Source organism: Exiguobacterium sp. Helios (assembly GCF_014524545.1).
In the GTDB taxonomy this organism is placed as follows: Bacteria; Bacillota; Bacilli; order Exiguobacteriales; family Exiguobacteriaceae; genus Exiguobacterium_A.
In genome coordinates, this window is the sequence record NZ_CP053557.1 from 103,558 (window position 1) to 130,429 (window position 26,872).

A 26,872-nucleotide genomic window follows, 5' to 3' on the forward strand; every position below is an offset into this window, starting at 1 on the left:
TCAGTCGACTTTTGAGTCACCTTCTGCTAGTGTGAATAGTTGAGACTGTGTCTCCGGAGTTCGTAACCTCCTCCGTCACAAAAACTAGGAATGGAAGTGTATCCAATGAAAAATGAACGTGCTCTTGTCGTCTTCAGTGGCGGTCAAGATTCGACGACCTGCCTGTTTCAGGCACTTGCCGACTATTCAGAAGTTGAAGTCGTTACCTTCAACTACGGGCAACGTCATGCCGCAGAACTCGATGTCGCTCGCGAAATCGCATCTGAACTCGGTGTGAAACATCACGAGCTCGATCTCTCACTCCTCAGTCAATTGACAAGCAATTCTCTGACTGACCACTCACAATCGATCACGACAAACGAAGACGGGCTTCCTTCTACCTTTGTAGATGGCCGAAATCACCTGTTTCTGTCCTTCGCAGCCGTCCTCGCTAAAGGACGTGGCATCCGCCATATCATTACCGGTGTATGCGAAACAGACTTTTCCGGTTATCCCGATTGCCGTGATTCCTTCATCAAGTCACTGAATGTGACGCTTAACCTCGCGATGGACTATCCATTCGTGATTCATACTCCGCTCATGTGGCTCGACAAAAAAGAGACATGGGCATTAGCTGATTCGCTCGGCGCGTTTGAATTTGTCCGCGAACGGACATTAACGTGTTACAACGGAATCATTGGAGACGGCTGTGGCGATTGCCCTGCTTGTGAATTACGGAAAAAAGGCTTAGATGCCTACATCGAGGAGGTCCAACACACATGAAATTCAACTATGAAGCACCCGAAACAGTCGAGCGCCCGACCGGCGACTCGCTTATTTATACAAAATCACGTGTCATGATCGTCAAAAAATTGACGTTTGACGCAGCCCATCACCTGTATGACTATGATGGCAAGTGCCGCGCCCTGCACGGCCATACGTATCACGTGGATCTCGGCATCAGCGGATTCCTTGATCACCGCGGTATGACACTAGACTTTGGCGATTTGAAGAAAATTTTCAAAGAGCATCTCGAACCGTTACTCGATCACCGTTACTTGAATGAGTCGCTTCCTTACATGAATACAACGGCTGAAAACATGTCGGCCTGGATTTTTGAAACACTCGGTAAACATCTGCCGGATGAACGCGGTCTGCGTGTCGAGTTCGTTAAACTGTATGAAACACCGACTGCTTTTGCAGAAGTCCGCCGGGAATGGATGCTCGAGTCATGAGTCAACTGAAGAAAATACCGAAGATTCCTGTTCTTGAAATCTTTGGTCCAACCTTTCAAGGTGAAGGACGTTCGATCGGTCAAAAAACGATGTTCGTCCGGACGGGTGGCTGTGATTATTCCTGTGCCTGGTGTGACTCGGCCTTCACTTGGGACGGATCGGAAAAACCGGATTTACTGACAGCAGAAGAAATCCTGACGCAACTCGATGCCCTCGGTTCGTATGGTCATGTCACGATTTCCGGCGGTAACCCTTTGTTACACGCATCGATCGGGACACTCGTCGACGCACTGAAGAGCCGTGGCATCACGATGTCGGTCGAAACACAAGGTTCTTACTGGCAAAACTGGGTGCTCGATATCGAAGACGTCACGATCAGTCCGAAACCGCCGTCGAGTGGCATGACCGTTGATTATGACCGCCTTGATGTCTTTTTCAAACGATTGCCTGAACAGCAACGCGCCGTTAAAATCGTCATCTTTGATGAGGCGGATCTTGACTTTGCTGCTGCCATTTCAGAACGCTACGCCTTAAAAACCTTATATCTGTCACTCGGTAATCCTGATCCTGCGGAAGAAGGTACGATTGCACCGCGGATGTTATCCGGCTTAAAAACTTTATGGGAACGCGTCGCAACTGACGAACGATTTAATCATGCACGGGTTCTTCCACAACTACATGCCCTCGTTTTCGCAAACGATCGCGGCGTTTAAGGAGATTAATTATGCGTCCAGAAGATTTAAACGATTTGTCCTTACTTGGTCAAAAGTCTGTCCCGTATATTTTTGAATATCAACCGGAAGTGCTTGAAGCCTTCCCGAACCGTCACCCGGAAAATGATTACTTCGTAAAATTCAATGCACCTGAATTTACGAGCCTTTGTCCGATTACGAATCAACCGGATTTTGCGACCATCTACATCTCTTACATCCCGGACGAGAAGCTGGTCGAATCAAAATCACTAAAACTTTATCTGTTCAGCTTCCGTAATCATGGTGACTTCCATGAAAACTGCATCAACGTTATCGGGAAGGATCTTGTCAAACTGATGGAACCCCGTTACCTCGAAGTATGGGGAAAATTCACACCACGCGGCGGGATTTCAATTGATCCATACTACAACTACGGTAAACCGGGTACGAAATATGAACAGATGGCAGAGCACCGTCTGTTTAATCATGATTTATATCCCGAAACCATCGATAATCGATAATACAGTAAAAGAGGCTGACTCAAAAAGGAATCTCTCGTCTTTTCACGCCCTTTCCTCAGGCGAGACACAAGCCAGTTTTCCTGCCTCATTCAGGCAGGAAAGCGGGTCTTGTTTGTCTCTGACAGCACAAAAATGCGCTTTTTCCTGTAGGAGTTGCGTGAAACGAGTGATTCCTGTTTAAACGAGAAAAGGGCGGCAGAATTAGAATCTGCCATCCTTTTCTTTGTAAGGACTGACTTTTGAGTCAGCCCTTTTTTTCTATCGTTAACTCGAAGGCAAATCAATGATTTTTTGATCTTCCTCTTGTTGAAAAATCATTTGCGCCGACCAGATATCCCGAAGTAAATGTTCGTACGGAACACCTAACACCTTTGCCAACCGTTCGATCATCGAAAAGGATGGATATGCCAGGCTTTTTTCAATCCGATTCATCATTTCAGGTGTCGTTTCCGTCAGTTCCGCAAGTTGTTCGAGCTCCATGCCCTGTCGGTTCCGTAACATTCGAATTCGTTCTCCATAGTTCGTGAGAGGAATGATCGATTCACTCATGATTTCGTCTCCTTTTTCTAAGCACATGACGCTCCGCTTTCTTTCCTGTTAACTTATTCCCGATTTTCATTTTTCAACACTTCTCCTATTCATAATATTCATTTTCTAAAATATAATTTCAAAAAAATCATAAAAAAGAACTAGCTTTTTAAAAAGTTATCGCTTACAATTCTAGGTGCAAGCGGTTGCATTAATCGCTTACATTTCTTGCACTAATTACACAGATAACAGATACATAGAGGAGTGAAACCACATGAAAAACAAGATTTCATTTGATTTCTGGCAAAAGCTAGGAAAAGCTTTAATGGTAGTCATCGCAGTCATGCCAGCTGCCGGAATCATGATCTCGATCGGGAAGTTGATCGGAATGTACGGTGGCGACATCGTGTTTATGCAAACGGTTGCAAGAATTGTTGAAGATTTAGGTTGGGCCATCATTACTAACCTGCATGTCTTGTTCGCCGTTGCGATCGGTGGATCGTGGGCAAAAGAACGGGCCGGCGGAGCATTTGCTGCCTTACTTGCCTTTATCTTAGTCAACCGTGTTACCGGTGCTATCTTCGGTGTCAACTCGACGATGCTTGCCGATCCAAAAGCAACCGTCACGTCTTTACTTGGTTCTGATTTAATTGTAAAAGATTATTTCACTTCTGTCCTTGGTGCTCCGGCGCTTAACATGGGCGTATTCGTCGGAATCATTTCCGGTTTCCTTGGAGCTGTACTCTTCAATAAATTTTATAACTTCAGCAAGTTGCCTGATGCACTTGCATTCTTTAACGGTAAACGATTCGTTCCATTCGTCGTCATCGGTGGATCCGTCGTTGCAGCGTTTGTTTTATCACTCGTTTGGCCATTCGTCCAAGGATTATTGAATGACTTCGGACGCTGGATCGCGACGTCACGCGATACGGCACCGATCCTTGCTCCATTCGTTTACGGAACACTGGAACGTCTGCTCTTACCGTTTGGTCTTCACCACATGCTGACGGTTCCGATGAACTACACGGAACTCGGTGGAACGTATAAAATTTTAACGGGGGCAGCGCAAGGTTCGACGGTCGCAGGTCAAGATCCGTTATGGCTCGCCTGGATTACCGATCTCGTTAACTTAAAACAAGCAGGTAACACACAAGGATACAACGATTTGATCAACAGTGTCGTCCCGGCACGTTTTAAAGAAGGACAAGTCGTTACTTCCCTGGCTTCTTTAATCGGTGTTGCTGTTGCCATGTACATGTCGGTTGATGAAGACAAAAAGAAAGCTTATAAACCGGTCTTCCTATCTGCCGGTCTTGCCGTTTTCTTAACAGGGGTAACGGAGCCGATCGAATTCATGTTCATGTTCATCGCACCTGTCCTTTACGTTGTCTATGCTGTCTTAACAGGTGTTGCATTTGCTTTGGCTGACGTCATGCATCTCCGGATCCATGCGTTCGGAGCGATTGAATTGTTGACACGGATTCCGCTGATTGCAAAAGCGGGACTGATCGGTGACTTGATCCGCTTCATCGGTGTTTGTGTGTTCTTCTTCTTCTTGAACTTCTTTACATTCCGTTTCGTTATTAAAAAGTTCAACTATGCAACACCTGGCCGTAACGGAAACTACTTGGATGATGTCGTCGTTTCAGATAACACTCAAGCTACGAACGAAGCGGCTGCAACAAACGATCAATCACAAGCCTCACGCATCATCGGATTATTAGGGGGTCAAGCAAACATCGAGGAAGTCGATGCCTGTATGACACGCCTGCGCGTCACGGTCAAAGATCCAAGTCTTGTCGCACCGGAATCTGATTGGAAATCCAATGGTGCACTTGGATTAATCCTAAAAAATAATGGCGTGCAAGCTATTTACGGTCCTAAAGCGGATGTCTTGAAATCAGATATCCAAGATCGAATCGGCGCATAAACCAGATGATTTAGGGTAAATAAGAAAAGGTGAAGCTCTCCTTGAGTTTCACCTTTCTTTATTGAAAAACAGGAGGATCAACAGATGCGATTACTTACGCTCAATTGCCATTCTTGGCAGGAAACCAATCAACTCGATAAACTCGATCAAATCGTTACACAAATCATCCAACAGGATTATGATGTCATTGCTTTACAGGAAGTGAGTCAATTGATGGATACTCCGATCCTTTATGACAACATCCGTGAAGATAATTTTGTTTACTTGATTCAACAAGCCTTGGCGAAACAAGGTTTCGACTATTCGTTCGTCTGGGACTTCTCGCATATCGGATATGATGCGTATGAGGAAGGTCTCGCTCTTTTGACGAAACACCCCATCTTAAAATCAGACAGTTATTACGTCAGCAGAAGTCAGGACACGATGGACTGGAAGTCCCGCAAAATCGTCCGGGCAACCATCGATATCGACGGGACACAAATCACGTTTAATTCCTGTCACCTCGGTTGGTGGGAAGATGCGGATGAGCCGTTCAGTGAACAGTTCGATCATTTGATTGCCCGAATGGACCCTCTTGAATGGACGATGTTCTTAGGCGACTTCAACAATGATGCATTGGAACGTGAGGCCGGCTATGACCATATGATACAACGCGGCCTCCACGACGTCTTTTTGTTGGCTCAAGAGACTGTTGGTATTGAAACGGTCGAAGGCAAAATTGACGGGTGGGAAGAAAATCAACAAGGATTACGTCTCGACCTGGTCTTATCGAACCGAAAAATCGACGTCGATCGCGTCGGAGTCGTCTTTGACGGGGTGTTCGCACCGGTTGTTTCTGACCACTTTGGTGTCGAAGTCGATATCTCGATTCAAAAAGAACCCATTTAACGGTTGACAACGCTTTCTTTTCTCCTTATGATGAGGGCAACAAGCAAATAGTGCGGATTGTGACAGTACGGCTGGCAAGACCGATTCAGCATCTCGTTCGTGGAGATGCTGTTCGGTCTTGCCTTTTTTTGTGGCTTGTTGCAACTGCACGCCTTTCCTAAAGGAGGAACTCAAGATGGATTACAAACAAACTGCAGCACATGTCCTCGAACTCGTCGGAGGCCGGGAAAACATCATTACGGCCGCCCATTGTGCAACACGGCTCCGCCTCGTCCTGCATGACGAATCCAAAGTGAATCAGCCTGCTCTCGAAGACTTGGACGGTGTCAGTGGTGCATTCTCAAGTTCAGGTCAGTATCAAATCATCTTCGGAACAGGTACTGTCAACAAGGTCTTCGCTGAATTCGCCCCACTCGCTGGTGTAAGGCCGGACGGAGAAGAACAGCTTGATGTCAAAAAAGCAGCTTCGCAAAAATTGAATCCGTTTGCCCGTCTTGCCCGCTCATTATCAAACGTCTTCGTACCGCTGATTCCGGCTATCGTCGCTGCCGGTCTGTTAATGGGACTGCTCGGAATGATCAAGGCATTCGGCTGGGTCAGCGGTGATTCGCCAATCGTCCAGTTGCTCGATATGTTCTCGTCTTCCGCTTTCATCATCTTACCGATTCTGATCGGTTTCTCGGCTGCCCGTGAATTCGGTGCGAATCCGTACCTCGGTGCCGTCATCGGTGGAATCATGACCCATCCATCGTTATTAAATCCGTGGACACTCGGAAACAGTGAACCGGAAGTGATGCATTTCCTCGGCATGAACATTGAATTGATCGGCTATCAGGGAACGGTTTTCCCGGTTCTTCTGACAGTTTGGGTCATGGCTAAGATTGAACAAGAAGTCCGTAAACGGACACCAGAAACACTTGATCTCCTCGTCACACCGTTCGTGACGATTCTCGTGACAGGCTTCCTCGCACTCATCGTCATCGGTCCAATCGGCACGTTGCTCGGTAAGGGAATCTCGTTTGTTCTTGTCTTCTTCTATGAGCAGTTCTCGGTCGTCGCCGGTCTCTTATTCGGTGGTCTGTACTCGACAATCGTCATCACAGGAATGCACCACAGTTTCCATGCGATTGAAGCGGGATTACTTGCCGATAAGAGTATCGGTAAAAACTTCTTACTTCCTATCTGGTCTATGGCAAACGTCGCCCAAGGCGGAGCAGGACTTGCCGTTTACTTCATGACGAAAAACGTCAAACTCAAAGCACTCGCTCTCCCGTCTGCTTTTTCCGCATTTCTCGGGATTACGGAACCTGTCATCTACGGGGTCAACCTTCGACTCGGTAAACCGTTTATCGGTGGTGCGATTGGTGGCGCGATCGGCGGCGGATATGTCGTCTTGACACAAGTCGCAGCGAACGCTTACGGATTAACCGGTATTCCGATGATTGCCATCGTCGCTCCGCTCGGCGCCTCCAACTTGATCAACTATTTGGTTGGTTTCGCAATTGCTGTCGCAACGGCCTTCGTCGCTACCGTCATCTTGATGCGTCTCGATACACGAAAACAAAAACAGACGGATTTGGCTGCTTAATTAAACGATGCGACCCCTTGAGAATCCTCTTCGGGTCGCATTTGTCAGTTTTCCTAGATTGCCGATAACCCGTATAATGGAAGTAGAAAGGAGGTAGTCAGACTGATCATTCATAAAGTACTCAACAATAACGCCATCGTCACAAAAGAACAAGGTCAGGAACGGATCATCATGGGGCCCGGCATTGCTTTTGGTAAAAAAAAGAAGGATCCTGTTGATCCGACAAAAATTGAAAAAATGTTCATCCCGTCTTTTGAAAATGCCGAACAGTTCAAGGAAATCCTGACGACGACTCCACTGGATATCATCGATTTGTCGGAACAGATCATTTCTTATGCAGAAGGCGAACTGAAAACACCTTTTCATGACTACATTCATGTCAGTCTGACCGATCACCTCGCCCACGCCGTCCGGCTTGCCCGTGAACAACTGGTCGTCCATAATCGCTTGGCGGAAGAAATCCGGTTACTGTATACAGCGGAATATCAGATTGGAGAATGGGCAGTCGCCCATATTGAACAACAGTTAGCCGTTTCATTACCGAAAGAAGAAGCTGCGAACATCGCCCTTCACTTGTATAATGCACGACAACGACATCCTAATATGGCAACCGCCCTCCAGACGGCTACGTTATTAAATGAGTTGCGTGAACAAATCGAAGCCTTTTTCGGTCAAACGATTGAAACGACCTCGATGACCTATTACCGGTTCTTCACCCATATGAAACTCGTCTTAGCCCGGATCGAACAAGGGCAAACGTTACATGACATGGATGACGTCATCTTATCCGCTGTTCAAACCCGTTATACGGACGCTTTCCGTTGTGCGGAAAACATGGCGTCCTGGTTGGAACAAGAATTACAGACGACTGTGCCGCAATCCGAAGTCGGCTATATGGCTCTTCACGTGGAACGGATTCGGCCAGATTTTGAAAGGGGTACCTCCTATGAAAATTTATAGTCTTGGTGAAGCATTGATCGATTTAATACCGCTCGATGCCGATAATGTAACGTTCCAAAAAAATCCGGGTGGTGCACCGGCCAATGTCGCCGTTGGATTAGCACGGCTCGGCGCCGACAGTTATTTCCTTGGTTCCGTCGGTGACGATTCGATGGGACACTTTTTAAAGGATACACTTCATCATTACGGTGTTAAGACGGATCATCTTGTTTTTGATCCGACACATAAGACCGGCCTTGTCCTCGTTACGAATGCAGCCGACGGTGACCGGTCATTCGAGTTCATCAACAGTTATCGTGCGGACATGAGTTTTCATGAAAAAGACATTCCGGATTCACTCGCCGAGGCGGACCTCTTGCATATCGGATCAATCTCCTTGATTTCCGGAGATGCGGTCGAAGCGACACGGCGGGCGATTGAAGTGGCGAAAGCCAATAATGTCCCGATCTCTTACGACCCGAATTTACGTGAATCGTTATGGTCTGATTTAGATGCTGCCCGTTCCACGATTCGGTCCGTCTTACCGGATGCTCAAATCGTGAAACTGGCGGAGGAAGAACTGACCTTTTTAACCGGCCAGACGAATTTGGATGAAGGGGCTGCCGAACTACTCGCAGAATATCCGATTCGGTTACTGGCTGTAACGCGTGGCGCGGAAGGTTCTCTGATTTATACCGACCGCTCGATGGCAGAGATTCAAGCGATTTCTGTCGATGCGATTGATACGACGGGAGCAGGTGACGCGTTCATGTCCGGTCTCCTCCATCAATGTGCCATCCGCTCGTTTTCGTTTGACTGGGATGAAAACGAATTACAGGATATCGGCCGCTTTGCTGCGATTTCCGGAGGTTTAGCCGCTTCGGTCAAAGGCGCGATGGTTGCTTTGCCAACGCTTGACGAGGTTTCACGACGGTTGACGTAACATATATGAGAAGACATCAAACCCGCTCCCCTGTCCAATCAGACAGAAGAGCGGGTCTTTTTTTACTGTGCAGATATGAATTCCCGGATCACCTTCAACGTTTCATCCTGTTGTTCTTTTGGCGTCAACGGACTGTCATTGTCCCCTTTTTGTTTGCCGTACATCCCGAAGTTGGCATGGTTTCCATCCTGGATCAGATGAAACACTGCATCAGAACGGACATCCTGTTTACTGTCCTCAATATCCTCGACCGGTAAAACCCCGTCCCTTCCACCGTAGACGGTTAGCGACGGAGTATCGATTACATCAATCGGATAAGAAGCTAAAAAAATCATGCCTTTGATTTTCGGACTGTCTTCCAAAATCGTTGAAGCGGCGCTTCCGCCTAACGAATGACCAATCAAATACCACTGCTTGATTTTTGGATGCTCTTCGATGATCGATAATCCCTTTTTAGAGTCCAGCAGCGCAATATTAAACGGCAGTTTCGGCAGGGCGACATAATATCCTTCTTGTGCCAATTGGTGACCGAAATAGCTGTATGCAGCGGGATCCACTTTGGCCCCTTGATAAAAAATGAAGCCCGTTTCACTCGTGTCGTCTCCGAACTGATAACCTTGTCCGACCGGTTCACCGAAATACTGTTTTGCTTCTTTTGTTGGATTGTAATCAAATTGAGCCCAAATCATGAATGCTGCAACTAAGATCCCTACCAGAATCAGTAGACTGATGCTGATTCGTTTTAACCATCTTTTCATATTCATCCCTCCTCTTTTATGATACCCAATATAATGTGCAAAATCACATATGAAAGAAGTGTTTTGAATTTTCAGTTAATGTAAGCGTATCTATCTCTTTTTCAATATTTGGTTTAAGATTAAAAAAGCATCCGTTATTCGAAAGGGGAATCATTTGTTTTGCCACGTACTGTTGTCTCCACGATTCAGTGGTTTTTGTTTATTATTTGTACTAACATTGCCCCGCCACTCGCGATTGCTGCCTCATTTGAACTATCAAGTGCAGATACCCTCGCTTTCCTCTCACGTTGTTTATTCGTTTTTGCGATTTTAAGTCTCATTCAAGTGTTATTCGGCCACCGTCTGCCGATCATGGAAGGCCCTGCCGGTATTTGGTGGGGAGTATTCGCGCTTTATTCTTCCATCGGAATCACCTTGTACGGCAGTTACTCCAACACGTTACAGTCGTTAGGTTTTCTTCTCATCTTAAGCGGGATCATCTGTATCATTCTCACCCTGACCGGGGTGCTTCGTCGACTCGTTCCTCTGTTCACACCACAAGTCATCGGTGTTTATATGTTACTGTTATCGGCTCAATTATCCGGTTCGGTCATGAAAGGATTGCTCAATATCGAAGACGGAAAGATTCAGGTGCTTCCTGCCGTCATTTCTGTCTTAACCGTCATCATCTCACTTTATTTAGAACGTAGCGATCGGTTGCGTCAGTATGCGTTATTGATCACCCTGCTCGTTGGTTGGAGCATGTTTGCTTTGATTGGTCGTGCCGAAATGCCGACGTTCGACGGTCCGTTCTTTACCTTCCCTGATTTGATGCCGTTCGGTGGTATTCAACTCGACTGGAGCTTACTCCCGACAGCACTGATCATCTCATTGTTGCTGATGACAAACGTCTTGGCGAACATCAAAGTCATTGAACGAATCATCAGTGCAAAACGTGGTGAGCAAGTGAAGGGACAAGTCGCGACAGCCGGCGTCACAGCCGGAATCGGGCAAATTTTCGCGGGAATGTTCGGAACGGTCGGTCCCGTTGCGATTTCCGGGACAGCCGGTTTCATCGCTTCAACCGATAATACGGATCGGAAGGCCTTTGCGATTGCCAATGCCATTTGTCTGTTCCTCAGCGTCGTCACTCCGTTCGTCGGACTGATTGCAAAGATTCCGGTCGCTGTCGGATACGCAATGGTTGCTCCAATCGTCGCCGGAATGGCGATTATCGGGGTCACGGAAGCTTCGCGGGAATTGAATCGCCAGACCGCCATGATTACGGTCGGCTTACCGGTTCTAGTCGGAATCGGTGCCCTGCTTCTTCCGAAAGGTGCCACTTCCGATTTGCCTCCGCTCGTCACGACATTGATGTCGAATGGTCTCGTACTCGGAACACTCGTCGCCCTGCTCGCAGAATCTTTACGTCATATTCGTACAAATGATTGAATTGCAAAAAAAAACCTTAAATGTTATATTAAAACAGTTAAAAATAAGCATTTGGAGGTTTAAGATGAAAAAAATCACAAAGATTTTAAGCGCTACCCTACTTTTATCGACTTCTCTTGTACTTGTAGGACCTAAATATACTCAGGCATTAAGTGGAAATGAAGGTACATATTTCTATTATGCTCCTGCGGCATCCCCTGTTTACAAATCAAAAAGTTACGGTGCATGGGAAGTCGAATCTAAGACAATGCACGGTCCACAGAAAATGATTGTATCCGAGAAAGTAAAAACCAATTGGAGTGTTACTGGGGCAGGTGAAATTTCAAGGGGTTCTATTAAGGGATCTTTAGAAGGATTCTTCGGTAAAGATAAAACTATAACGGTGAATTCTGAAAAATACATTCCAAAAGGGAAAAAAGGCACTTTTAAGACTCGTATTGTGTACAAGAACTATACACAAAAATACAATCAATGGTTTACTACAGATGGTCATCGTAGTAAGACGGGAAAAACAAAAACAATTAAAATCAAAAAAAAATATAATGTAGAAGGTAAGATCAGTATTACTAAATAACAGCTTACACAGAAATCCTATAAAACAACTCCAGTATGAATAGAGAGCACTGAAAAACCTCGTGCTCTTTGAGCGTGATCAAGAGAAAAGACGATTGATTTCCGAGTTAGTCGGGTCAATCGCCTTTTTTTCTTTTAAAGTTTTTCAGTACCCTCGTACGAATATGGAGTTTTTTTGATCTATTTTCGAAGTAAAATATTCATCACGAAAAATAAAAATCATTACTATAGCAGACAGTTTGATTGTTTTAACTGTCTGTCATAGTAGACGTTGTACAGTACCTTTTTTTATTCGATTGAGTCTCACAATACCAGAAGCATTGAAACAGACCATTTTCCATACCTCATCAGTATAAAATCAACGGATTCCTTTCATGAGAACTTGGAGTTTTTTCGAAAAAACAAGCAGTAGCAATCCGAAGAACACTGCAACTAAGCCTGTGATACCAAAATACATGACTTCCGTATCACGATCATAAAACTTAACGATTTGAGCATTAACGGCTTGTCCTGTAGCATTTGTCATAAACCATAGACTCATCGTCTGTGCCGAAAATGCAGATGGAGCCAGTTTTGTCGTCGCCGATAAACCGACTGGAGAAAGAAGAAGTTCACCGATCACAACTAGCAGAAAACTAAATACTAACCAAAGCGGACTGACCAATCCTTCTGTTCCGAACAATAGACCTGGAATCATCATGACGATGAAGGATAAGCCGGCAAATACTAAACCAAACGAAAACTTTTGAAGTGTTGTCGGCTGGCGATCCCCAAGCTTAATCCAGATACTTGCAAAGACTGGTGCTAGTGCAATAATAAACAGCGGATTGACGGATTGGAAAAGTGCCGGGCTAAATTCATATCCGAGGAAACTTAACTCCGTACGTTGATCGGCAAATTTAGATAATACATATGTTCCCTGTTCTTGAATGGCCCAAAAAATAACAGCTGCCAAAAATAATGGAATGTATGCATACAATCTTGATTTTTCATCAGAATTAATTTTAGGACTACGCAACATAAAATAGAAGTAAAAGACTGGAATGATGACTCCAAGAATCGTCACAACAAACGAAAACGTATTAATCGTCAACCAACCGATTGTTGAAGCAATCCAGCCAAGAACCACAATACCAATCAAAGCGAAAGAAACTACTTTATAAAAGTGTACTCTTTCTTCTTTTGACATCGGATTTAATACGTATTGACCAGCTTGTCCGAGATTTTTTTTCTTTGTCAATACAAAGACAATCAGTCCTAAAAACATACCTACTGCCGCAACAGCAAAACCGGCATGGAAACCTGCCTGCAAACGCACTCCATCTACGATAATCGGAGATAAGAATGCACCTGCATTGATTCCTGTATAAAAAATACTAAAACCAGCATCACGTCGGCTATCCGTTTTGCTGTACAGATCACCTACAATATTTGAAACGTTTGGTTTCAATAACCCTGTCCCAATTACAATCAAACCCATTGAGAAGAACAGTGCTGTAGCGCCTGCCGGTAAGGACAGAACGATATGTCCAGTCATAATCAATACACCGCCGTAAAATACAGTCCGTGATGTTCCTAATAAACGGTCGGCTATCCATCCGCCGATGACACCGGACATATAAACTAATGATCCGTAGATCGCCATGATGGAAGACGCCATTTTTTCGTCGATTCCAAGACCACCATCTTTTACAGAGTAGTACATATAATAGATAAGGATGGCACGCATCCCGTAGTAGGAGAAGCGCTCCCAAAACTCAGTAAAGAATAACGTGAACAGTCCTTTTGGATTTCCGAAGAATCCTTTTTGCGGAACAGTCTTGTAGACCTGATCGCGATCAAACTCTGCCATATGAACGGCTCCTTTCGTCTACCTTCGATATGTGCACATTGTCCAATCTTTTTCCCGCTTTCCCCAAACGATAAGCATGAACGAACGAATTGAACGCAAATACACTGTTTTGCCTGAATTGTCTCACTTCTTTTTTTGTTTGTGAGACAGCACTATATCATTCAACCGTAAATCATTTGAGGAGTCAAATATTAATTTCGGTACACAAAAAAGAGTGATACGAAAAATCCGCTCACTCAAGTCTGCATCTCTTTTGATTCAACAATCGTTACTCCTGGTGGTTCATGCAGCGTATGATGAATCATCGCCTGCGCGACCTTCGCCGCTTCAATCGGTGCGTACGGGCTGCGCCGCAACAATGGACGTAACACAGTGGATACCCGGGCCGCCGCCTGTTCGCCAAAACGGAATTCATCCCGCTCGCCTAACAATAACGAAGGGCGGAAAATAAGTAAGGCATCGTAACCGAGTACGCGTAATCCATTTTCCGCGTCCCCTTTGACACGGTTATAAAATGTTTTCGCATTCGGATGGGCGCCGAGTGCCGAAATCAGAGCAAATCGAGTAGCCCCTAGATCAAGCAATTCCCGTCCCACTTCAATTGGATATGTATAATCCACGAGACGAAACGCTTCTTGCGACCCAGCCTGTTTGATCGTTGTCCCCAGCGCACAGTAAACGTGGTCGACTTCCGGTAATTCGATTTCCGTCACATGATCAAAATCAATCACCCATTCTTCGAGTTTTTGATGAAATCGATTCATCGGACGACGTACGAGAACATGTACTTCCTGATATTCATCATGCGCCAATAGTTGATCGACCAGTTCTTGCCCCACTAAACCAGTCGCTCCTAAAATAGCTGCTTTCATCATCCATCCTCCTCTTGATTTTCACGTTGTCCGATCGGTAAGAAATAAGATCGATTCCCCGTAATCCGTTCACCTGCCCGCACCCCGACAGCACTCGGTCGCCCGCCAAGCACAAATACACCAAACATATATGCGACTTCTGTTTCATCTTCTAATGACCATATCGGTAATTCCTGATAACGTTGATACACGGCAGACTGATCGCTGAATGAACGTTGTTCGTTGCTGAACAGGACATTCCCGTCCCCTTGACGGACAGTAACCGTATCCCCTTCCCGTCCAAAGATTGGTTTTTCAACAAATGCCTGATTTTGACGTAAAAACGGCTCCGGACTCAAATAGGTCGGTAAGAAATACTGAGCAATAATCTCATGATCACGCCCGGTCAAATAAGGATGGTCTGTTTCATGCAAGAGCCAAATCAAGGCCAAGACCGATTTTGCCTGCATCAGAAAAGCCGACGGTGGATTGATGATTTCAAGCAATCCCATCTCGACGAGCTGCAGCAACAAATGTCCCAGCTCTGTTCCGTCTTCATCACGGTCGAGTAAAGCCATCTCAATCGGAAACGTCTGCCGGTACAGAATATCGATTCGCCGTCCCTGTTGGTCATACAACCCATCTTCTGCCCGTATCTCAAGTTCGTCAAGAGGACAGTATGTAGCACCGGCAACAAATTGTTGCAGATACTCTGTCGTCCACCGGTCTTCGATGTTGTCTCCGTGTGACGTGAAGACGACGTGCGGCTGTTCGTGACGAATCCTGTGGCTTGCCGCCTTCACCGCACGATCAACGCTGTCCGCCAACTGTTTCGCTTGTCCGTCATTAATTGATCGAAAACCCACTTTTCGCGCAATCCGATCATTGACTTCAAAGGACTCCTTAATGAATGTCGGCGTATCCGCATTCCATTCCATGATCGAAATCCGATGATTTGTGACAATGAAATCGAAGCGGCTGATGACTGATAAAGGACGCATCGTCTGTAACCGTAAAAACGGTAAAGCATCCTTTGGAAAACCAAGTTCAATTAATCCGTCGTCATCCATCGTCCAAAGAATCGGAATCACTTTTTCAAAGATGGTATACGCTTCTCGTGCCGCTGTCCGCAATGCCTGAATCGTCTCGTTCGAAACGGGCATCACTTCCGCCAAAGCGTAAATTTCCCCATCCAGCACATCCCAAAAAGCGTCGATATCCCCGTACAATTCCTGTCGTGTCCTCATCCGCCGAAGAAGCCGGACGATGACCCCGTCCCAAATCCTTTTGTCTTGGCATTATAACTTTTGACGTCCTTTGATCGGGGTGTGTACCCTTTCGTTCGCATCGCACTATGCATCAAGGCGCGTGAAGCAAAGTAACTTCCTCCCCAGTAAAAGAACCCCGAGTGTGTCGAGCTTGAATCATCACAATACCAAACACCTTCATCGTTATCATATTCATAATCATCACAATCCGGATCATCCGGACGTTCCGCTTTTGCATTGTCCGATCCACATCCACTGAGCGTCGTTCCGATTAATAACGTAGCTGCAAGTGTTGCCTGCTTCATCCAACTCACATCGCATACCCCTCTCATCACAATTTGTTATTCTAAGTATACGCTTTTTCCACCAAAAAAGTTTCTAAGTCGTTCCGGAACTTTTTTTGTTAATGCCAGTAGAATAACGAAGAAGACTTGAGGAGGAAATCAAATGTCACTTGCCTATTATGTCGAAGATCAAAATGAGTTCAAATCAATTTATCAATACAGCCGCTTTGCCATTGAACCGGAGGAAATCATTGCGCATCAACTTTGCGAATTTCATATCATCGAAGGTCACTTATATGAGTTGCGTTCCAATGAAATGGACGGCGAATACGATCAGTTAATCGTCGATCATGTGGAAGCGTCTCCCCGTGATCCGGCGGACCGTGTCTATCCGCCGCACCAGATTCATCTCGAATTCCGACGCTTCCAGGAAAGTGCTTCACATCCGGTCATCAAGACAGTGACCGTCCCGAATCATATCCAGGCCATGCGCTTTTTAGTTAAAGATAAATTGAGCGTACCCGATCACGGCGTCTTTGAACGAGACAGCTGTGAAGTCGATTTAGACCGAAATTGTTACGTGATTTATTTAGGCGAAGAAATCATTTAATGAAAGAATTAAGTATAGTTCGTTTTCAAGACAGGTTTTTTTTGGCATACTAGAGGATAAGAACGAATTAATCGAGGTGAACACACATGAGCGAACAACCAAAAAAATTGTCTCTTCAAGAAGCAATGATTGAACAATTAAAAGCAAAAAAACAATCACAGACAAAACGTCCGACCGGTTTGCGCGGAACAGAAACAAAACAAATGACAAGCCAAAAAACGAAAAAAACGAACAACCAGAAAAAACGGACAGGCGTCTAATTGAATTCGTGAAATAAGGGAGTAACTATGAGTATTTTAACGGTATCAAACTTAAGCCATGGTTTTGGCGATCGTGCGATTTTCGAAGATGTCTCGTTTCGTCTGTTAAAAGGGGAACACATCGGTCTTGTCGGAGCAAACGGTGAGGGTAAATCGACGTTCATGAACATCATTACTTCACAGCTCGAACCAGACGAAGGAAAAGTCGAATGGGCGAAACACGTTCGTGTCGGCTATCTGGATCAGCATGCTGTTCTTTCCAAAGGACTCACGATTCGTGACGCCTTAAAAGGAGCATTCCAATACTTGTTCGACATCGAGCAGGAAATCAATGATCTGTATACAAAAATGGGTGAAGTCGAACCAGACGAACTCGAAAAAATGTTAGAAGAAGTCGGTGTCTTACAAGACATCTTGACGAACAATGATTTTTATACGATTGATGCGAAAGTCGAAGAAATCGCACGCGGTCTAGGTCTTGATGAGATCGGTCTCGATCGTGATGTCCAGGAACTAAGCGGCGGACAGCGGACAAAAATCCTGCTCGCGAAGCTGTTGCTTGAAAAACCAGACATCCTGTTACTCGATGAGCCGACCAACTACTTGGATGTGCAACATATCGAATGGTTGAAACGTTACCTCAATGATTACGAAAATGCGTTCATCTTGATTTCACACGATATTCCATTCTTGAACAGTGTCATCAACTTGATTTACCATATGGAAAACCAAGGACTCAATCGTTACGTCGGTGATTACGACAACTTCCTGACTGTCCATGAGGCGAAGAAGAAGCAACATGAGTCAGCCTTTAAACGTCAACAGCAGGAAATTTCCGAGCTGAAAGACTTCGTCGCCCGAAATAAGGCCCGTGTCTCGACACGGAACATGGCGATGTCCCGTCAGAAGAAACTCGATAAGATGGATGTCATCGAACTCGCGCAGGAACGTCCGAAACCTGAGTTTCATTTCCAGACAGCCCGGACACCAAGTAAGTTGATGTTCGAAGCGAAAGGACTTGTCATCGGATACGATGAGCCGCTTTCCCGTCCGCTTGACTTGATGATTGAGCGCGGTCAAAAAATCGCGTTACACGGGGCAAATGGTATCGGGAAGTCGACGTTACTCAAAAGTCTGCTTGGTGAGATTCCTTCGGTTTCCGGTACAGTCGAACGTGGAGAAAATCTTCACATCGGCTACTTCGAACAGGAGATCAAGGAAAAAAATTCGAATACGTGTATCGAAGAGATTTGGGGCACATTCCCGTCTCTGACACAGCAGCAGGTCCGGGCTATGCTCGCGAAATGCGGTCTGATGACGAAACACATCGAATCGAAAATCGAAGTCCTCAGTGGTGGGGAAAAAGCGAAGGTCCGCCTTTGTAAATTGATGAACACAGAATCCAACATTCTTGTTCTCGATGAGCCCACCAACCACTTGGATGTCGAAGCAAAAGAAGAACTCAAACGGGCTCTTCAGGAGTATAAAGGAACGGTTCTGTTGATTTCACACGAACCTGAATTTTACGAAGCCGTCGCAACGGATTTATGGAATTGTGAATCGTGGACGACAAAAGTGTTCTAAAGGTAAACACCATCTGACGGAAGGCCGGGACTCGATTTTAGATCGAGTCCTGCGTTCCGTCTTTTTTTGTGCTTCCATTTAATTCATAGACTTAATCATTGCCTTGTTCAGCGATTTGTATCAAACTAAATGGCAGATGCAACTTTTTCTGAAGGAGTGGATGTCATGGAAACCATCACTAAAAAAGCCAACTTATCATTACTCGAACTTCCGAGCGGCGGGGACGAGTCGTTATTTTGCCGTCTCTACTCTCCTGCGCTCGCTGCTCCTGCCCCACTCATCGTCCTGTTTCATGGATTCCCCGGGAAACAATTGAACATGGACTGGGCGGTTCAATTACAAAACCTTGGCTTTCACGTCCTTGTGACGTCTTACCGCGGAACGATTGGCAGTCCGGGAGCATTCCGTTTCCAACATGTCCTTGAAGATGCGACTGCCATCATGCAACATGTCATTTCTCCCGCCTTTACGCAAGCACACGATATCTCAGTAGATCAGATTTCAATCGTCGGCCACAGTATGGGCGGCTTTGCCGGACTTCATGCGTTCGTCGATGTTCCGGACATTGCGCATTACATCGGTATCTCTCCATTCAACTTCGGTTTGATCGGTCAACTGGTACTCGATTATCCGGAACATGAAGAGGCGTTACAAGGCGTCTTGAGCCGCGGAGCCCAGTTCCTGTCGCATACCGACGGCGACATACTGCTCGACGAACTAAAACGACATCATGCGACGTGGAACCTGCTGTCACTGAAAGAACAACTCGGAACACGTTCCGCCTTACTTGTGACGTCGGAACGTGATGAGACGTCCATCAAATCACTTCATCATGACTTGCTTCAGGATGCCAGCGCCTTTGAACAAATCATTGTCGATAGTGATCACAACTATATCGACAATCGGGAAGATGCCTTTCAGGCTTGGACCACGTGGTTAAGACAACGCTAAAAAACGAGCGTCCTCATTTCACTAGTGAGGACGCTTGCTTTTTAGGTGTTGCTGTTTTCGGACGGACCTGCATCCGGTACAAAATCAGTGTAAACAATGTCAGTGTCGAACAGGCATACCAAATGGTCGTGAAAAGTGTTCCTGTATCCGTCCCGATGAATATCCCGTGAAGCGTCATCAAGAGCCAGGCCGGCAGGACAAGCCAGTGCGTTAATTTCCATAATGTTTTTCCGAGCGCCTCTTTCAAGAAATCAGAAGTAACCAAGACAAAACCAAACAGGTACAGACTGATCGTTCCAAAGGCATTCCAAAGCGGCTCATAGGATGCCGTTCCCGGAATCAGAATTTCAAGTAAACTCAGAGGAGCATACGTATCGACGACGATCAGCGTCGCATGAAGCACAATCGCCAATAATCCGGCCCAGCCACTGTACAGGTGAATATTATGCAGACGTGCCTTTTGTTTTCTCAATGCCGGGAATGAACCGAGTAGACCGGCTAACACCGATAGTGTCAAAAAGAAATGTCCGGTCAACCCGGATCCATGAGCCCGGTCGATTTAAGCACACTCGTCACGCAGACTTCTGAACGGTTTAAACATACGTTGGTCGATCGGACATTGGCTTTGACCGTCACACCTCACCTGTTGATCAAGGGAGATGCCAATCAATTAATCCGTTTGTTGACGATTTTTTTAGAAAATGCCGTTGCTTACAGCGATGCTGATATTGAAGTTCAACTGCAACAGACGTCAACCGGTGTTCGATTAACTATCGCTGATCACGGAATCGGCATTCCATCGGAAAATCACGATAAGATATTTGAACGGTTCTTCCGCGGTGACCACTCTCGCCATGGTACCGGAACCGGGCTCGCCATCGCCAAATCGATTGCCGATACACATCAAGCCGCTATCTTGGTTGAATCCACACCCGAAACCGGAACACGCTTCACGATTCTTTTTCCACTTTCTTAATGACCGTCAGCTAACTGTCAGATAACCCGGTTAAAGTAACAGTATGTTCTTATTACTTATCAAGGAGGTTATCTTATGTTAGGTGGCGTACCACTTCATCCCCTGCTCGTTCATGCACCGATCGCTCTTTTACTGTTCGCAACACTCTTATTACTATTCAGTTTGAAATGGGTCCAGTTAAAATTATTTGTCCTCATCACTTTATTTGCCGGCCTGTTGTCCGGCGTCGCAGCGTATTTATCCGGTGACGGAGCAGAAGAATATGCAGAAACCAACCTGAGCAGTGCAACACACGCTGCCATCTCGAATCATGAAAATTTCGCCTTGTTCAGTCTCGTTGCCTTTGGAATTGCCTTTGTTCTCCTGTTGCTCGGCTACCGTTCCAACAAAAAAACAATGCTTATGCTGAGCCTGATTGTTGCTGTTGTCGGAAGCGGTTTACTCGCTTATACCGGTCATCTCGGCGGACAGATGGTGTACGCCAAATAAAAAATCCCCTTTCCTCCAAAAGATCCATGGAGAAAAGGGGATTTTTACTTACTTATTTATGGTGATCACGGCCTGGACGACGGTTGCTCGAGCGGCGTGTGTTACCGCGACCTTCCGCCGGTTTTTTCGTTCCTTTACTTTGATCGTGCTGTGCACGAATCATTTCATCCGAAAGTTCGACGACAATCGGCGTCACTTCGACACCCAGTTCGCGTTCCATATCACGGAAACTGCGACCGTCACGTGGTGTGACGATTGAAATCGCTACGCCGTCGTTTCCGGCACGACCTGTCCGACCGATCCGGTGAACATAACTTTCCGCATCGTCCGGTAAATCGTAGTTGAAGACGTGCGTGACACCAGTCACGTCAAGACCACGTGATGCAACGTCTGTCGCAATCAGGAATGGTGTTTTTCCTTGATAGAACTTCGCCATCGCCTTTTCACGTTTCCCTTGCGTCAAACCACCGTGCAATTCATCCGTCGGATACCCTTGCATCTGTAATTCTTCATTCAGCTTGCTGACACGGCGTTGTGTCCGGCAGAAGATGATGGCGGCATAAGGACGCATCTCGTCAAGCATCGTCCGGAGTGTCGCCTGTTTCCGACGGTCCGTCGTCTCGACGACGAACTGTTCGATTGCATCGACCGTTACTTTTTCTGCCTCGACTTGGACTTCAATCGGATCACGCAAATACGTTTTCGCGAGTTGCTCGACTTTTTCCGGCATCGTCGCTGATAACATGACGAACTGACGATCAACTGGTGCTGCTGCAATGATATCTTCGATTTCCGGTAAGAATCCGATTTGCAGCATCTGATCCGCTTCATCTAAAACAAGCGTCTTCAATTCACTCAAATCAAGTGTTCCGCGACCAACGTGATCCAAAATCCGCCCCGGCGTCCCGATGATGATTTGTGGCATGCGACCGAGACGTTGGATTTGTTTGAAGACATCCTGTCCACCGTATACAGCCAGCGCACGGATATCTTCCATGTTCCGGATTAACTTGTGTGTTTCATCTGCAATCTGACGTGCGAGTTCACGTGTCGGTGCGACGATCAACGCTTGGACCGTTTTGCTGTCTAAATCGATTTGTTCGAGAATCGGCAGAAGAAACGCCAGCGTCTTCCCTGTTCCGGTTTGTGCTTTTCCTATTAAATCACGACCGGCGAGCAAATGCGGAATCGCCTGCTCTTGAATCGGCGTTGGTTGTTTGATGCCTTGTTTTTGTAATTTCTTTACCCATTGTTCTTGAATGTGTAGTGCTTCAAATGTTGACATAGTATCCTCCTAAAAATTATCCACAGAAAAAAGCTGTGGATAACCTGCTTCGAATCGACAAAAACAGTTATCCACAGCCGTGCTTTTTCTAGTATACACAATTTACGCGTTTGTTGCTTCCTGTTTTAACTTTCGATCGAGTACAAATGTCCCGAATGGAATGAACGAAGCGATAAAGGCGATCCCTGCTTTTACAAACGACCAACGGTATTTGAATTTAACAACAGCAAGCCATAGTGCATACATGACGAATAACACACCGTGCATGGCTCCGACGACTGAAACGGCTTCCGGAATATCTGCCATATACTTTAAGGGCATGGCAATCAACAGTAAGACTAAAAATGAAATACCTTCTAAAATCGCAATCAATCGAAATTGACCTAACGTAGTTCCTAACATCCCGTCACTCCTTTTTCCTGGTTCCTGTCTTTAGTATACGGGACGCCCGTCAGTCTGTGACCTGTGTCACAGGATTGTCAGATTTCGAGTGGGCGGAGACGGGCTTCGATTTGCTCCCGTTGCGGTTCGAGAAATGGCGGCAGAGCTAATGTCTCACCGAGGGTTTCGACTGATTCATCCGTTGCAAATCCCGGTGTATCCGTCGATAATTCAAACAAAATATGATTCGGTTCGCGGAAATAGAGCGCCTGGAAATAGTGACGGTCGACTTTCCCTGAGTTTGGCAGACGGTATTCTTTCAATCGTTTCACCCATAAGTCATACTCTTCACTGTTCGGTACACGGAACGCTACATGGTGGACGCCGCCACGGCCGAGCCGTTCCCGGTCGAGATCCGGGCGAGCTTCGAGATGAACTTCTGCCCCGATTCCACCTTGTCCCGTCGAGTAGACGTCAATCTCCGCAAAATCACCGGCCAGCGATGGATAACTGCCGATTTTCTTAAAGCCAAGAACTTCGGTTAAGACAAGAGCGGTCGGTTCCGGATCATTGACGGTCAGCGTCACGGCACCTAAGCCGACGATTGCATGTTCAGCCGGAATTTCATCGTGTTTCCACGGCACGCCTCCTGCAACACCTTGTTCCCCGTCTTCTGCGACAAGAATCAACCGGGTTCCTTCTTGATCACGAAACGCCAGCGTCTGACGCCCCGCCCGTTCGACAATCGAATCATGATCGACGCCTTGTTGCGTAAAGCGCTCTACCCAAAACTGAAGGGATGCTGTTGTTTTGACCCGGAGTGATGTCGACGAGATGCTTGACGCACCGGGTACACCGGTCCCTAAATGGGGAATATCAAAAAAAGTCAGATCCGTTCCCGGATTCCCTTCTGCATCTCCATAAAACAGATGATACGATGTCGTATCGTCCTGATTGACCGTCTTTTTGATCAGACGCATCCCAAGAACCTGTGTATAGAATTGATAGTTCCGTTCCGCCATTCCCGTTAAAATCGATACGTGATGAATACCAAGTAATTCCATGTTTGCCACGTCCTTTTCTGAATGAATAGTTTGTACCGTCAGTATAGCGCATATATATCTTGAATTCAAGATATTAACTCATTAAAAAAATCGCCCTTTCGAAAAAGGACGATTGAAAAGTTAAGATTAAAGTTTTACGACGTTAGCAGCTTGTGCTCCACGTGCGCCTTCAGTGATTTCGAATTCAACTTCTTGACCTTCGTCAAGTGATTTGAAACCTTCACCAGTGATTGCTGAGAAATGTACGAATACGTCTTCTCCGCCTTCAACTTCGATGAAACCGAAACCTTTTTCTGCGTTAAACCATTTTACTTTACCTGTGTTCATGGGAACAACCTCCAAAAATAAATTACTTAATACATATGCCACGCATATGAAAGAAATTCATTATTGTCCCGAAATACATGGAGCGACGAAAAGATTGTTCGTGACGCAATGTGAATCAGTAGTGACAATAACAATATTAAGCTAACGTCAGTATAAAATGATTGCGCTTTAAAAGTCAAGTTGTCTGACCAATAATTTACCAATTGATTCCACTTTTCGAACTAAAAAAAAGCAGATTCGGATTGCTCCGAACCTGCTCCTTTTTCTTAACGGTGGATCCAGACTGCTCCAGCAGAGTTATCTTTCGCTTCACCGATGACTTGTACTTTAAGACCGTTGTTCGGGAGCAGTTTTCCTGCATCCGGAATCAATTGATCGATATACGATTTAGAATCATCAAACTTCGTTACGCCAGAAAGTCCTTTGTAATCGTAAAGACCACGTGATGGCGAGTCGATGAGCCATGCTGGTGCTTTGTCGAAGCTGAAAGCCGCATCCGCGATTTGGTAACGTGTGCTTCCTGTGACGACTGGTTGTCCTTTGAGTGTTCCAACGATTGCTTTTGGATGTGAATCGACGACACCGAGGAATCCTTCACCCGGGTGAACGCCAACCCAGTTGTCTGTGAAGCTGCTATCGGCATGCCAAACGACGAGACCCGTGTTGTATTTCACGCCACGTGCATGCTCAAGTGCTTTATCTGAGCCTGCATAGTTCCGCCATTCGAGGTAGTATGCGTTGTCCGCATAGCTGAAACCATCTGAAGCCACGAAACCGTCCAATTTAAATTTCGGAGTACCTTCTGCATCGTCTTCAAAGACGACTTTTCCGTCGACTGTCAATTTTGCGTTATCAAGCGCAAAACCATCGAGGGCAAGACCGGCATCCCCTGTGTAGTCGAACGTCAATGTAACCTTTTTACCGGCAAATTCGCTGAGGTCATATGATTTGTCGACCCATGCACCTTTTGAAGATTCAGCGCGTTGATCGCCGTCCGTATCCTCGTCACCGATGACATCGATTACTTTTGATACGCCGCCAGCTGTTGCTGTGACTTTCAAGAAGTCATAATCGAATTCAACATCGAAGTATGCTTTGTAGTCAAACTTCGCAGATGTCGCAGCCGTCAAATCAAACTCTGGTGATGTCATTGACGTGTGGAGATCATTTCCTTTTGTGCTGTAGTAATACTTTTTACCGAAAGCTGGAGCGATTCCTTTAACCGGCTTTTTCGGTAAGTTAACTTTGATAATTCCAGGATTTTTTGATTTCGTGACACTTTGATCGAGGTACGAAGCCGTTCCCGCTTTTGAAAGTGAATCGAAATCAACGTTCTGGATGTTCGCCCAGTTTCCGCCCATGACGTTCTGGAAGAACTCTTTATTTTGTGGTGAGAAGCTTGTCGGTTCTGCTCCGGCAATTTTACCGTTCCAGCTACCGCCACTCATGATCGACCATGAAGCAACCGGCTCACCTTGACCTGTATACTGTGTATCGTACTCATCCGGAAGTCCAAGATCGTGTCCGAATTCGTGAGCGAAGACGCCGACTGCACCGTCTTCCGGTTGAACCGTATAATCGAAGGCTGCCATCTTGCCGCCCCAGTTTGTAGAATTTGAAGTTGTATTCGCAACAGGATAAACTCCATCGAGTGTCCAACGGTGCGACCAGATTGCGTCGTCGCCGAGCGTTCCGCCGCCTGCTTCTTGTCCTGTTCCGGCATGAAGAATCATCAGGTGATCGACGAGACCGTCCGGCTCATTCTGGTTGCCGTCACCATCTAAATCGTACTGATCAAATTGATCATACTCTGCAAGGTTAATGCCGGATTTTACCGCTGCATTCAATGAATCTTTAACAAGACCGCGTGGTCCTTTTGCGCCCGGAAGGTTATCATTGCCGCCTTTCGGATTGTCTGAACCATAATCTTTTGCCGTACCCGGTACTGTTAACCAGTTCGATACTTTCCCATCGACTGAGTAGCTGCCACCGGATTGTTCTTCATAATATTGTTTGAACGTCTTGACCTTATCGCCGTTGAACAGCTCGAATTCTTTATCTCCGAACATCAAGTCTTGATAATGTTTTTGGTTAAAGTCCTTCGAATACATGTATCCCGGTTCTTGGACGACATTGTTATGCTTAAAGTCGCTGTATTCGACAAGTAAGACGAGTACTTTGTCTGTCCGGGTAGCACCGTTGTAAGCTGCTTGTTTGGCTTTATCGACTTTGACAAACCCATCTTTTTTACCTTTTTTGTAGTTATTGTGATTTTTAGCGAGTTGTTTCGCCAGTTGATCTTTTTGTTTCGTCAAGAAATCCTTTGTTTTTTGATCAAATTTCGCTTCTTTTTCCGTCTCATGATCATGATCGGCTTCCGGTTTCCCGTTCGCCTTTTTATCAAGATACTTTTGAACGGCTTTTTGTTTTTCTGCTGCAGATGCAGCTTTTGAGACGACCCCACGTTTTTCAAGCACTTTCAATAGACGTTCCTGATCAACCGTGTTTAAATCCATCGGTGCACCGGCTACTGCTTTTTCAGCAGCTTCAACAGATTTTACCTTCCCACCAGGTAAAACTGGACCAACGGCAAATGCGGCTGCCGTGATTCCGGATAAGACGGCTAAGCTAAGCTGTTTCTTTTTTCCCACGTGAACTGACCCCCTATGTAGTAGTGAAAAGCAT

The 26,872-nt window shown here is 46.0% G+C and carries 29 protein-coding genes; 17 read left to right on the plus strand and 12 right to left on the minus strand.

Going from position 1 to position 26,872, the window contains the following annotated elements; all coding sequences use genetic code 11:
- Positions 1-105 precede the first annotated feature (105 nt).
- From queC to queF, 4 genes are read left to right on the plus strand one after another with little or no spacing between them, the layout of a single operon-like run.
- Positions 106-762, plus strand: coding sequence for a 7-cyano-7-deazaguanine synthase QueC (gene queC / locus HNY42_RS00575; protein WP_026827150.1), 657 nt, complete (start codon positions 106-108; stop codon positions 760-762).
- A complete protein-coding gene (gene queD, locus HNY42_RS00580) occupies positions 759-1,214 on the plus strand; it encodes a 6-carboxytetrahydropterin synthase QueD (RefSeq protein WP_012371768.1) in 456 nt (151 codons plus the stop codon). The genes queC and queD overlap by 4 nt, the downstream gene beginning before the upstream one ends.
- A complete protein-coding gene (gene queE, locus HNY42_RS00585; protein WP_114596672.1) occupies positions 1,211-1,927 on the plus strand; it encodes a 7-carboxy-7-deazaguanine synthase QueE in 717 nt (238 codons plus the stop codon). The genes queD and queE overlap by 4 nt, the downstream gene beginning before the upstream one ends.
- Positions 1,928-1,938: 11 nt before the next feature.
- Positions 1,939-2,427 (plus strand): preQ(1) synthase, encoded by a 489-nt coding sequence (gene queF / locus HNY42_RS00590; protein ID WP_012371770.1) that lies wholly within the window; start codon positions 1,939-1,941, stop codon positions 2,425-2,427.
- Between the two features lie 264 nt (positions 2,428-2,691).
- On the opposite strand, the gene HNY42_RS00595 is transcribed toward queF, so the two are convergent.
- Positions 2,692-2,976 (minus strand): helix-turn-helix domain-containing protein, encoded by a 285-nt coding sequence (locus HNY42_RS00595; protein WP_131503520.1) that lies wholly within the window; start codon positions 2,974-2,976, stop codon positions 2,692-2,694.
- A gap of 253 nt (positions 2,977-3,229) precedes the next feature.
- On the opposite strand from HNY42_RS00595, the gene HNY42_RS00600 reads away from it, so the two are divergent.
- The 5 genes from HNY42_RS00600 to HNY42_RS00620 all read left to right on the plus strand — a co-directional run bounded on the left by HNY42_RS00600 (position 3,230) and on the right by HNY42_RS00620 (position 9,243).
- Positions 3,230-4,885, plus strand: coding sequence for a PTS transporter subunit IIBC (locus HNY42_RS00600; protein WP_131503521.1), 1,656 nt, complete (start codon positions 3,230-3,232; stop codon positions 4,883-4,885).
- 84 nt (positions 4,886-4,969) lie between these two features.
- On the plus strand, positions 4,970-5,773 hold the full coding sequence (locus HNY42_RS00605) for an endonuclease/exonuclease/phosphatase family protein (protein WP_131503522.1): 804 nt from the start codon (positions 4,970-4,972) through the stop codon (positions 5,771-5,773).
- Between the two features lie 175 nt (positions 5,774-5,948).
- Positions 5,949-7,361 (plus strand): sucrose-specific PTS transporter subunit IIBC, encoded by a 1,413-nt coding sequence (locus HNY42_RS00610; protein ID WP_188004892.1) that lies wholly within the window; start codon positions 5,949-5,951, stop codon positions 7,359-7,361.
- 108 nt (positions 7,362-7,469) lie between these two features.
- On the plus strand, positions 7,470-8,321 hold the full coding sequence (locus HNY42_RS00615) for a PRD domain-containing protein (protein ID WP_255412942.1): 852 nt from the start codon (positions 7,470-7,472) through the stop codon (positions 8,319-8,321).
- Positions 8,308-9,243, plus strand: coding sequence for a carbohydrate kinase family protein (locus HNY42_RS00620; protein ID WP_188004893.1), 936 nt, complete (start codon positions 8,308-8,310; stop codon positions 9,241-9,243). Before HNY42_RS00615 ends, HNY42_RS00620 begins: the two co-directional genes overlap by 14 nt.
- Before the next feature lie 62 nt (positions 9,244-9,305).
- Here the strand turns inward: HNY42_RS00620 and HNY42_RS00625 are convergent, their stop codons facing one another.
- A complete protein-coding gene (locus HNY42_RS00625; protein ID WP_188004894.1) occupies positions 9,306-10,001 on the minus strand; it encodes an alpha/beta hydrolase in 696 nt (231 codons plus the stop codon).
- 159 nt (positions 10,002-10,160) lie between these two features.
- Between HNY42_RS00625 and HNY42_RS00630 the strand changes: the two genes are divergently transcribed.
- Together HNY42_RS00630 and HNY42_RS00635 are read left to right on the plus strand one after the other, a co-directional pair.
- On the plus strand, positions 10,161-11,432 hold the full coding sequence (locus tag HNY42_RS00630) for a purine/pyrimidine permease (protein ID WP_131503527.1): 1,272 nt from the start codon (positions 10,161-10,163) through the stop codon (positions 11,430-11,432).
- 64 nt (positions 11,433-11,496) lie between these two features.
- The gene (locus HNY42_RS00635; protein ID WP_188004895.1) at positions 11,497-12,006 is read left to right on the plus strand and encodes a hypothetical protein; all 510 of its coding nucleotides are present in this window, start codon (positions 11,497-11,499) and stop codon (positions 12,004-12,006) included.
- Between the two features lie 357 nt (positions 12,007-12,363).
- On the opposite strand, the gene HNY42_RS00640 is transcribed toward HNY42_RS00635, so the two are convergent.
- The 4 genes from HNY42_RS00640 to HNY42_RS00655 all read right to left on the minus strand — a co-directional run bounded on the left by HNY42_RS00640 (position 12,364) and on the right by HNY42_RS00655 (position 16,281).
- A complete protein-coding gene (locus tag HNY42_RS00640) occupies positions 12,364-13,857 on the minus strand; it encodes a peptide MFS transporter (RefSeq protein WP_188004896.1) in 1,494 nt (497 codons plus the stop codon).
- Positions 13,858-14,093: 236 nt separating this feature from the next.
- Positions 14,094-14,729 carry an NAD(P)H-binding protein gene (locus HNY42_RS00645; RefSeq protein ID WP_034769584.1) on the minus strand — a complete coding sequence of 212 codons (636 nt, stop codon included), beginning with the start codon at positions 14,727-14,729 and terminating at the stop codon, positions 14,094-14,096.
- Positions 14,729-15,955: a glutathionylspermidine synthase family protein gene (locus HNY42_RS00650; RefSeq protein WP_131973513.1), complete on the minus strand. Its 1,227-nt coding sequence runs from the start codon at positions 15,953-15,955 to the stop codon at positions 14,729-14,731. The genes HNY42_RS00645 and HNY42_RS00650 overlap by 1 nt, the downstream gene beginning before the upstream one ends.
- Positions 15,952-16,281, minus strand: coding sequence for a hypothetical protein (locus HNY42_RS00655; RefSeq protein ID WP_114596785.1), 330 nt, complete (start codon positions 16,279-16,281; stop codon positions 15,952-15,954). The genes HNY42_RS00650 and HNY42_RS00655 overlap by 4 nt, the downstream gene beginning before the upstream one ends.
- A gap of 142 nt (positions 16,282-16,423) precedes the next feature.
- Between HNY42_RS00655 and HNY42_RS00660 the strand changes: the two genes are divergently transcribed.
- The 4 genes from HNY42_RS00660 to HNY42_RS00675 all read left to right on the plus strand — a co-directional run bounded on the left by HNY42_RS00660 (position 16,424) and on the right by HNY42_RS00675 (position 19,665).
- Positions 16,424-16,870 carry a hypothetical protein gene (locus tag HNY42_RS00660; RefSeq protein ID WP_114596682.1) on the plus strand — a complete coding sequence of 149 codons (447 nt, stop codon included), beginning with the start codon at positions 16,424-16,426 and terminating at the stop codon, positions 16,868-16,870.
- A gap of 86 nt (positions 16,871-16,956) precedes the next feature.
- Positions 16,957-17,130 (plus strand): hypothetical protein, encoded by a 174-nt coding sequence (locus HNY42_RS00665; RefSeq protein ID WP_012371785.1) that lies wholly within the window; start codon positions 16,957-16,959, stop codon positions 17,128-17,130.
- 27 nt (positions 17,131-17,157) lie between these two features.
- Positions 17,158-18,714, plus strand: coding sequence for an ABC-F family ATP-binding cassette domain-containing protein (locus HNY42_RS00670; protein WP_012371786.1), 1,557 nt, complete (start codon positions 17,158-17,160; stop codon positions 18,712-18,714).
- Between the two features lie 165 nt (positions 18,715-18,879).
- Entirely contained in the window at positions 18,880-19,665 is a 786-nt protein-coding gene (locus tag HNY42_RS00675) for an alpha/beta hydrolase family protein (protein WP_131503530.1), read from the plus strand.
- A gap of 13 nt (positions 19,666-19,678) precedes the next feature.
- On the opposite strand, the gene HNY42_RS00680 is transcribed toward HNY42_RS00675, so the two are convergent.
- The gene (locus HNY42_RS00680) at positions 19,679-20,182 is read right to left on the minus strand and encodes a ferric reductase-like transmembrane domain-containing protein (protein ID WP_255508403.1); all 504 of its coding nucleotides are present in this window, start codon (positions 20,180-20,182) and stop codon (positions 19,679-19,681) included.
- A gap of 6 nt (positions 20,183-20,188) precedes the next feature.
- Here HNY42_RS00680 and HNY42_RS00685 point away from each other — a divergent pair, with 6 nt between their 5' ends.
- Positions 20,189-20,641: a sensor histidine kinase gene (locus HNY42_RS00685; RefSeq protein ID WP_251138787.1), complete on the plus strand. Its 453-nt coding sequence runs from the start codon at positions 20,189-20,191 to the stop codon at positions 20,639-20,641.
- A 75-nt stretch (positions 20,642-20,716) separates the two neighbouring features.
- On the plus strand, positions 20,717-21,130 hold the full coding sequence (locus tag HNY42_RS00690) for a DUF2231 domain-containing protein (RefSeq protein ID WP_131503536.1): 414 nt from the start codon (positions 20,717-20,719) through the stop codon (positions 21,128-21,130).
- Between the two features lie 52 nt (positions 21,131-21,182).
- Here the strand turns inward: HNY42_RS00690 and HNY42_RS00695 are convergent, their stop codons facing one another.
- The 5 genes from HNY42_RS00695 to HNY42_RS00715 form a co-directional block, all read right to left on the minus strand.
- Positions 21,183-22,415 carry a DEAD/DEAH box helicase gene (locus tag HNY42_RS00695; RefSeq protein ID WP_131503537.1) on the minus strand — a complete coding sequence of 411 codons (1,233 nt, stop codon included), beginning with the start codon at positions 22,413-22,415 and terminating at the stop codon, positions 21,183-21,185.
- 102 nt (positions 22,416-22,517) lie between these two features.
- A complete protein-coding gene (locus tag HNY42_RS00700) occupies positions 22,518-22,817 on the minus strand; it encodes a DUF3817 domain-containing protein (protein WP_131503538.1) in 300 nt (99 codons plus the stop codon).
- Between the two features lie 77 nt (positions 22,818-22,894).
- Positions 22,895-23,860, minus strand: coding sequence for a ring-cleaving dioxygenase (locus tag HNY42_RS00705; RefSeq protein WP_131503539.1), 966 nt, complete (start codon positions 23,858-23,860; stop codon positions 22,895-22,897).
- Positions 23,861-23,986: 126 nt separating this feature from the next.
- Entirely contained in the window at positions 23,987-24,187 is a 201-nt protein-coding gene (locus tag HNY42_RS00710; RefSeq protein WP_012371797.1) for a cold-shock protein, read from the minus strand.
- A 266-nt stretch (positions 24,188-24,453) separates the two neighbouring features.
- Positions 24,454-26,838, minus strand: a complete 2,385-nt coding sequence (locus HNY42_RS00715) for an immune inhibitor A domain-containing protein (RefSeq protein ID WP_188004897.1) — start codon at positions 26,836-26,838, stop codon at positions 24,454-24,456.
- Between the last annotated feature and the right edge of the window lie 34 nt (positions 26,839-26,872).

Excerpts from the sequence above, each read along its gene's own strand:
- queC (WP_026827150.1), top strand. The coding sequence starts at position 106 with ATGAAAAATGAACGTGCTCTTGTCGTCTTCAGTGGCGGTCAAGATTCG.
- queD (WP_012371768.1), top strand. The coding sequence starts at position 759 with ATGAAATTCAACTATGAAGCACCCGAAACAGTCGAGCGCCCGACCGGC.
- queE (WP_114596672.1), top strand. The coding sequence starts at position 1,211 with ATGAGTCAACTGAAGAAAATACCGAAGATTCCTGTTCTTGAAATCTTT.
- queF (WP_012371770.1), top strand. The coding sequence starts at position 1,939 with ATGCGTCCAGAAGATTTAAACGATTTGTCCTTACTTGGTCAAAAGTCT.
- HNY42_RS00595 (WP_131503520.1), bottom strand. The coding sequence starts at position 2,976 with ATGAGTGAATCGATCATTCCTCTCACGAACTATGGAGAACGAATTCGA.
- HNY42_RS00600 (WP_131503521.1), top strand. The coding sequence starts at position 3,230 with ATGAAAAACAAGATTTCATTTGATTTCTGGCAAAAGCTAGGAAAAGCT.
- HNY42_RS00605 (WP_131503522.1), top strand. The coding sequence starts at position 4,970 with ATGCGATTACTTACGCTCAATTGCCATTCTTGGCAGGAAACCAATCAA.
- HNY42_RS00610 (WP_188004892.1), top strand. The coding sequence starts at position 5,949 with ATGGATTACAAACAAACTGCAGCACATGTCCTCGAACTCGTCGGAGGC.
- HNY42_RS00620 (WP_188004893.1), top strand. The coding sequence starts at position 8,308 with ATGAAAATTTATAGTCTTGGTGAAGCATTGATCGATTTAATACCGCTC.
- HNY42_RS00625 (WP_188004894.1), bottom strand. The coding sequence starts at position 10,001 with ATGAAAAGATGGTTAAAACGAATCAGCATCAGTCTACTGATTCTGGTA.
- HNY42_RS00635 (WP_188004895.1), top strand. The coding sequence starts at position 11,497 with ATGAAAAAAATCACAAAGATTTTAAGCGCTACCCTACTTTTATCGACT.
- HNY42_RS00640 (WP_188004896.1), bottom strand. The coding sequence starts at position 13,857 with ATGGCAGAGTTTGATCGCGATCAGGTCTACAAGACTGTTCCGCAAAAA.
- HNY42_RS00645 (WP_034769584.1), bottom strand. The coding sequence starts at position 14,729 with ATGAAAGCAGCTATTTTAGGAGCGACTGGTTTAGTGGGGCAAGAACTG.
- HNY42_RS00650 (WP_131973513.1), bottom strand. The coding sequence starts at position 15,955 with ATGAGGACACGACAGGAATTGTACGGGGATATCGACGCTTTTTGGGAT.
- HNY42_RS00655 (WP_114596785.1), bottom strand. The coding sequence starts at position 16,281 with ATGAAGCAGGCAACACTTGCAGCTACGTTATTAATCGGAACGACGCTC.
- HNY42_RS00660 (WP_114596682.1), top strand. The coding sequence starts at position 16,424 with ATGTCACTTGCCTATTATGTCGAAGATCAAAATGAGTTCAAATCAATT.
- HNY42_RS00665 (WP_012371785.1), top strand. The coding sequence starts at position 16,957 with ATGAGCGAACAACCAAAAAAATTGTCTCTTCAAGAAGCAATGATTGAA.
- HNY42_RS00670 (WP_012371786.1), top strand. The coding sequence starts at position 17,158 with ATGAGTATTTTAACGGTATCAAACTTAAGCCATGGTTTTGGCGATCGT.
- HNY42_RS00675 (WP_131503530.1), top strand. The coding sequence starts at position 18,880 with ATGGAAACCATCACTAAAAAAGCCAACTTATCATTACTCGAACTTCCG.
- HNY42_RS00685 (WP_251138787.1), top strand. The coding sequence starts at position 20,189 with ATGTCCGGTCAACCCGGATCCATGAGCCCGGTCGATTTAAGCACACTC.
- HNY42_RS00690 (WP_131503536.1), top strand. The coding sequence starts at position 20,717 with ATGTTAGGTGGCGTACCACTTCATCCCCTGCTCGTTCATGCACCGATC.
- HNY42_RS00695 (WP_131503537.1), bottom strand. The coding sequence starts at position 22,415 with ATGTCAACATTTGAAGCACTACACATTCAAGAACAATGGGTAAAGAAA.
- HNY42_RS00700 (WP_131503538.1), bottom strand. The coding sequence starts at position 22,817 with ATGTTAGGAACTACGTTAGGTCAATTTCGATTGATTGCGATTTTAGAA.
- HNY42_RS00705 (WP_131503539.1), bottom strand. The coding sequence starts at position 23,860 with ATGGAATTACTTGGTATTCATCACGTATCGATTTTAACGGGAATGGCG.
- HNY42_RS00710 (WP_012371797.1), bottom strand. The coding sequence starts at position 24,187 with ATGAACACAGGTAAAGTAAAATGGTTTAACGCAGAAAAAGGTTTCGGT.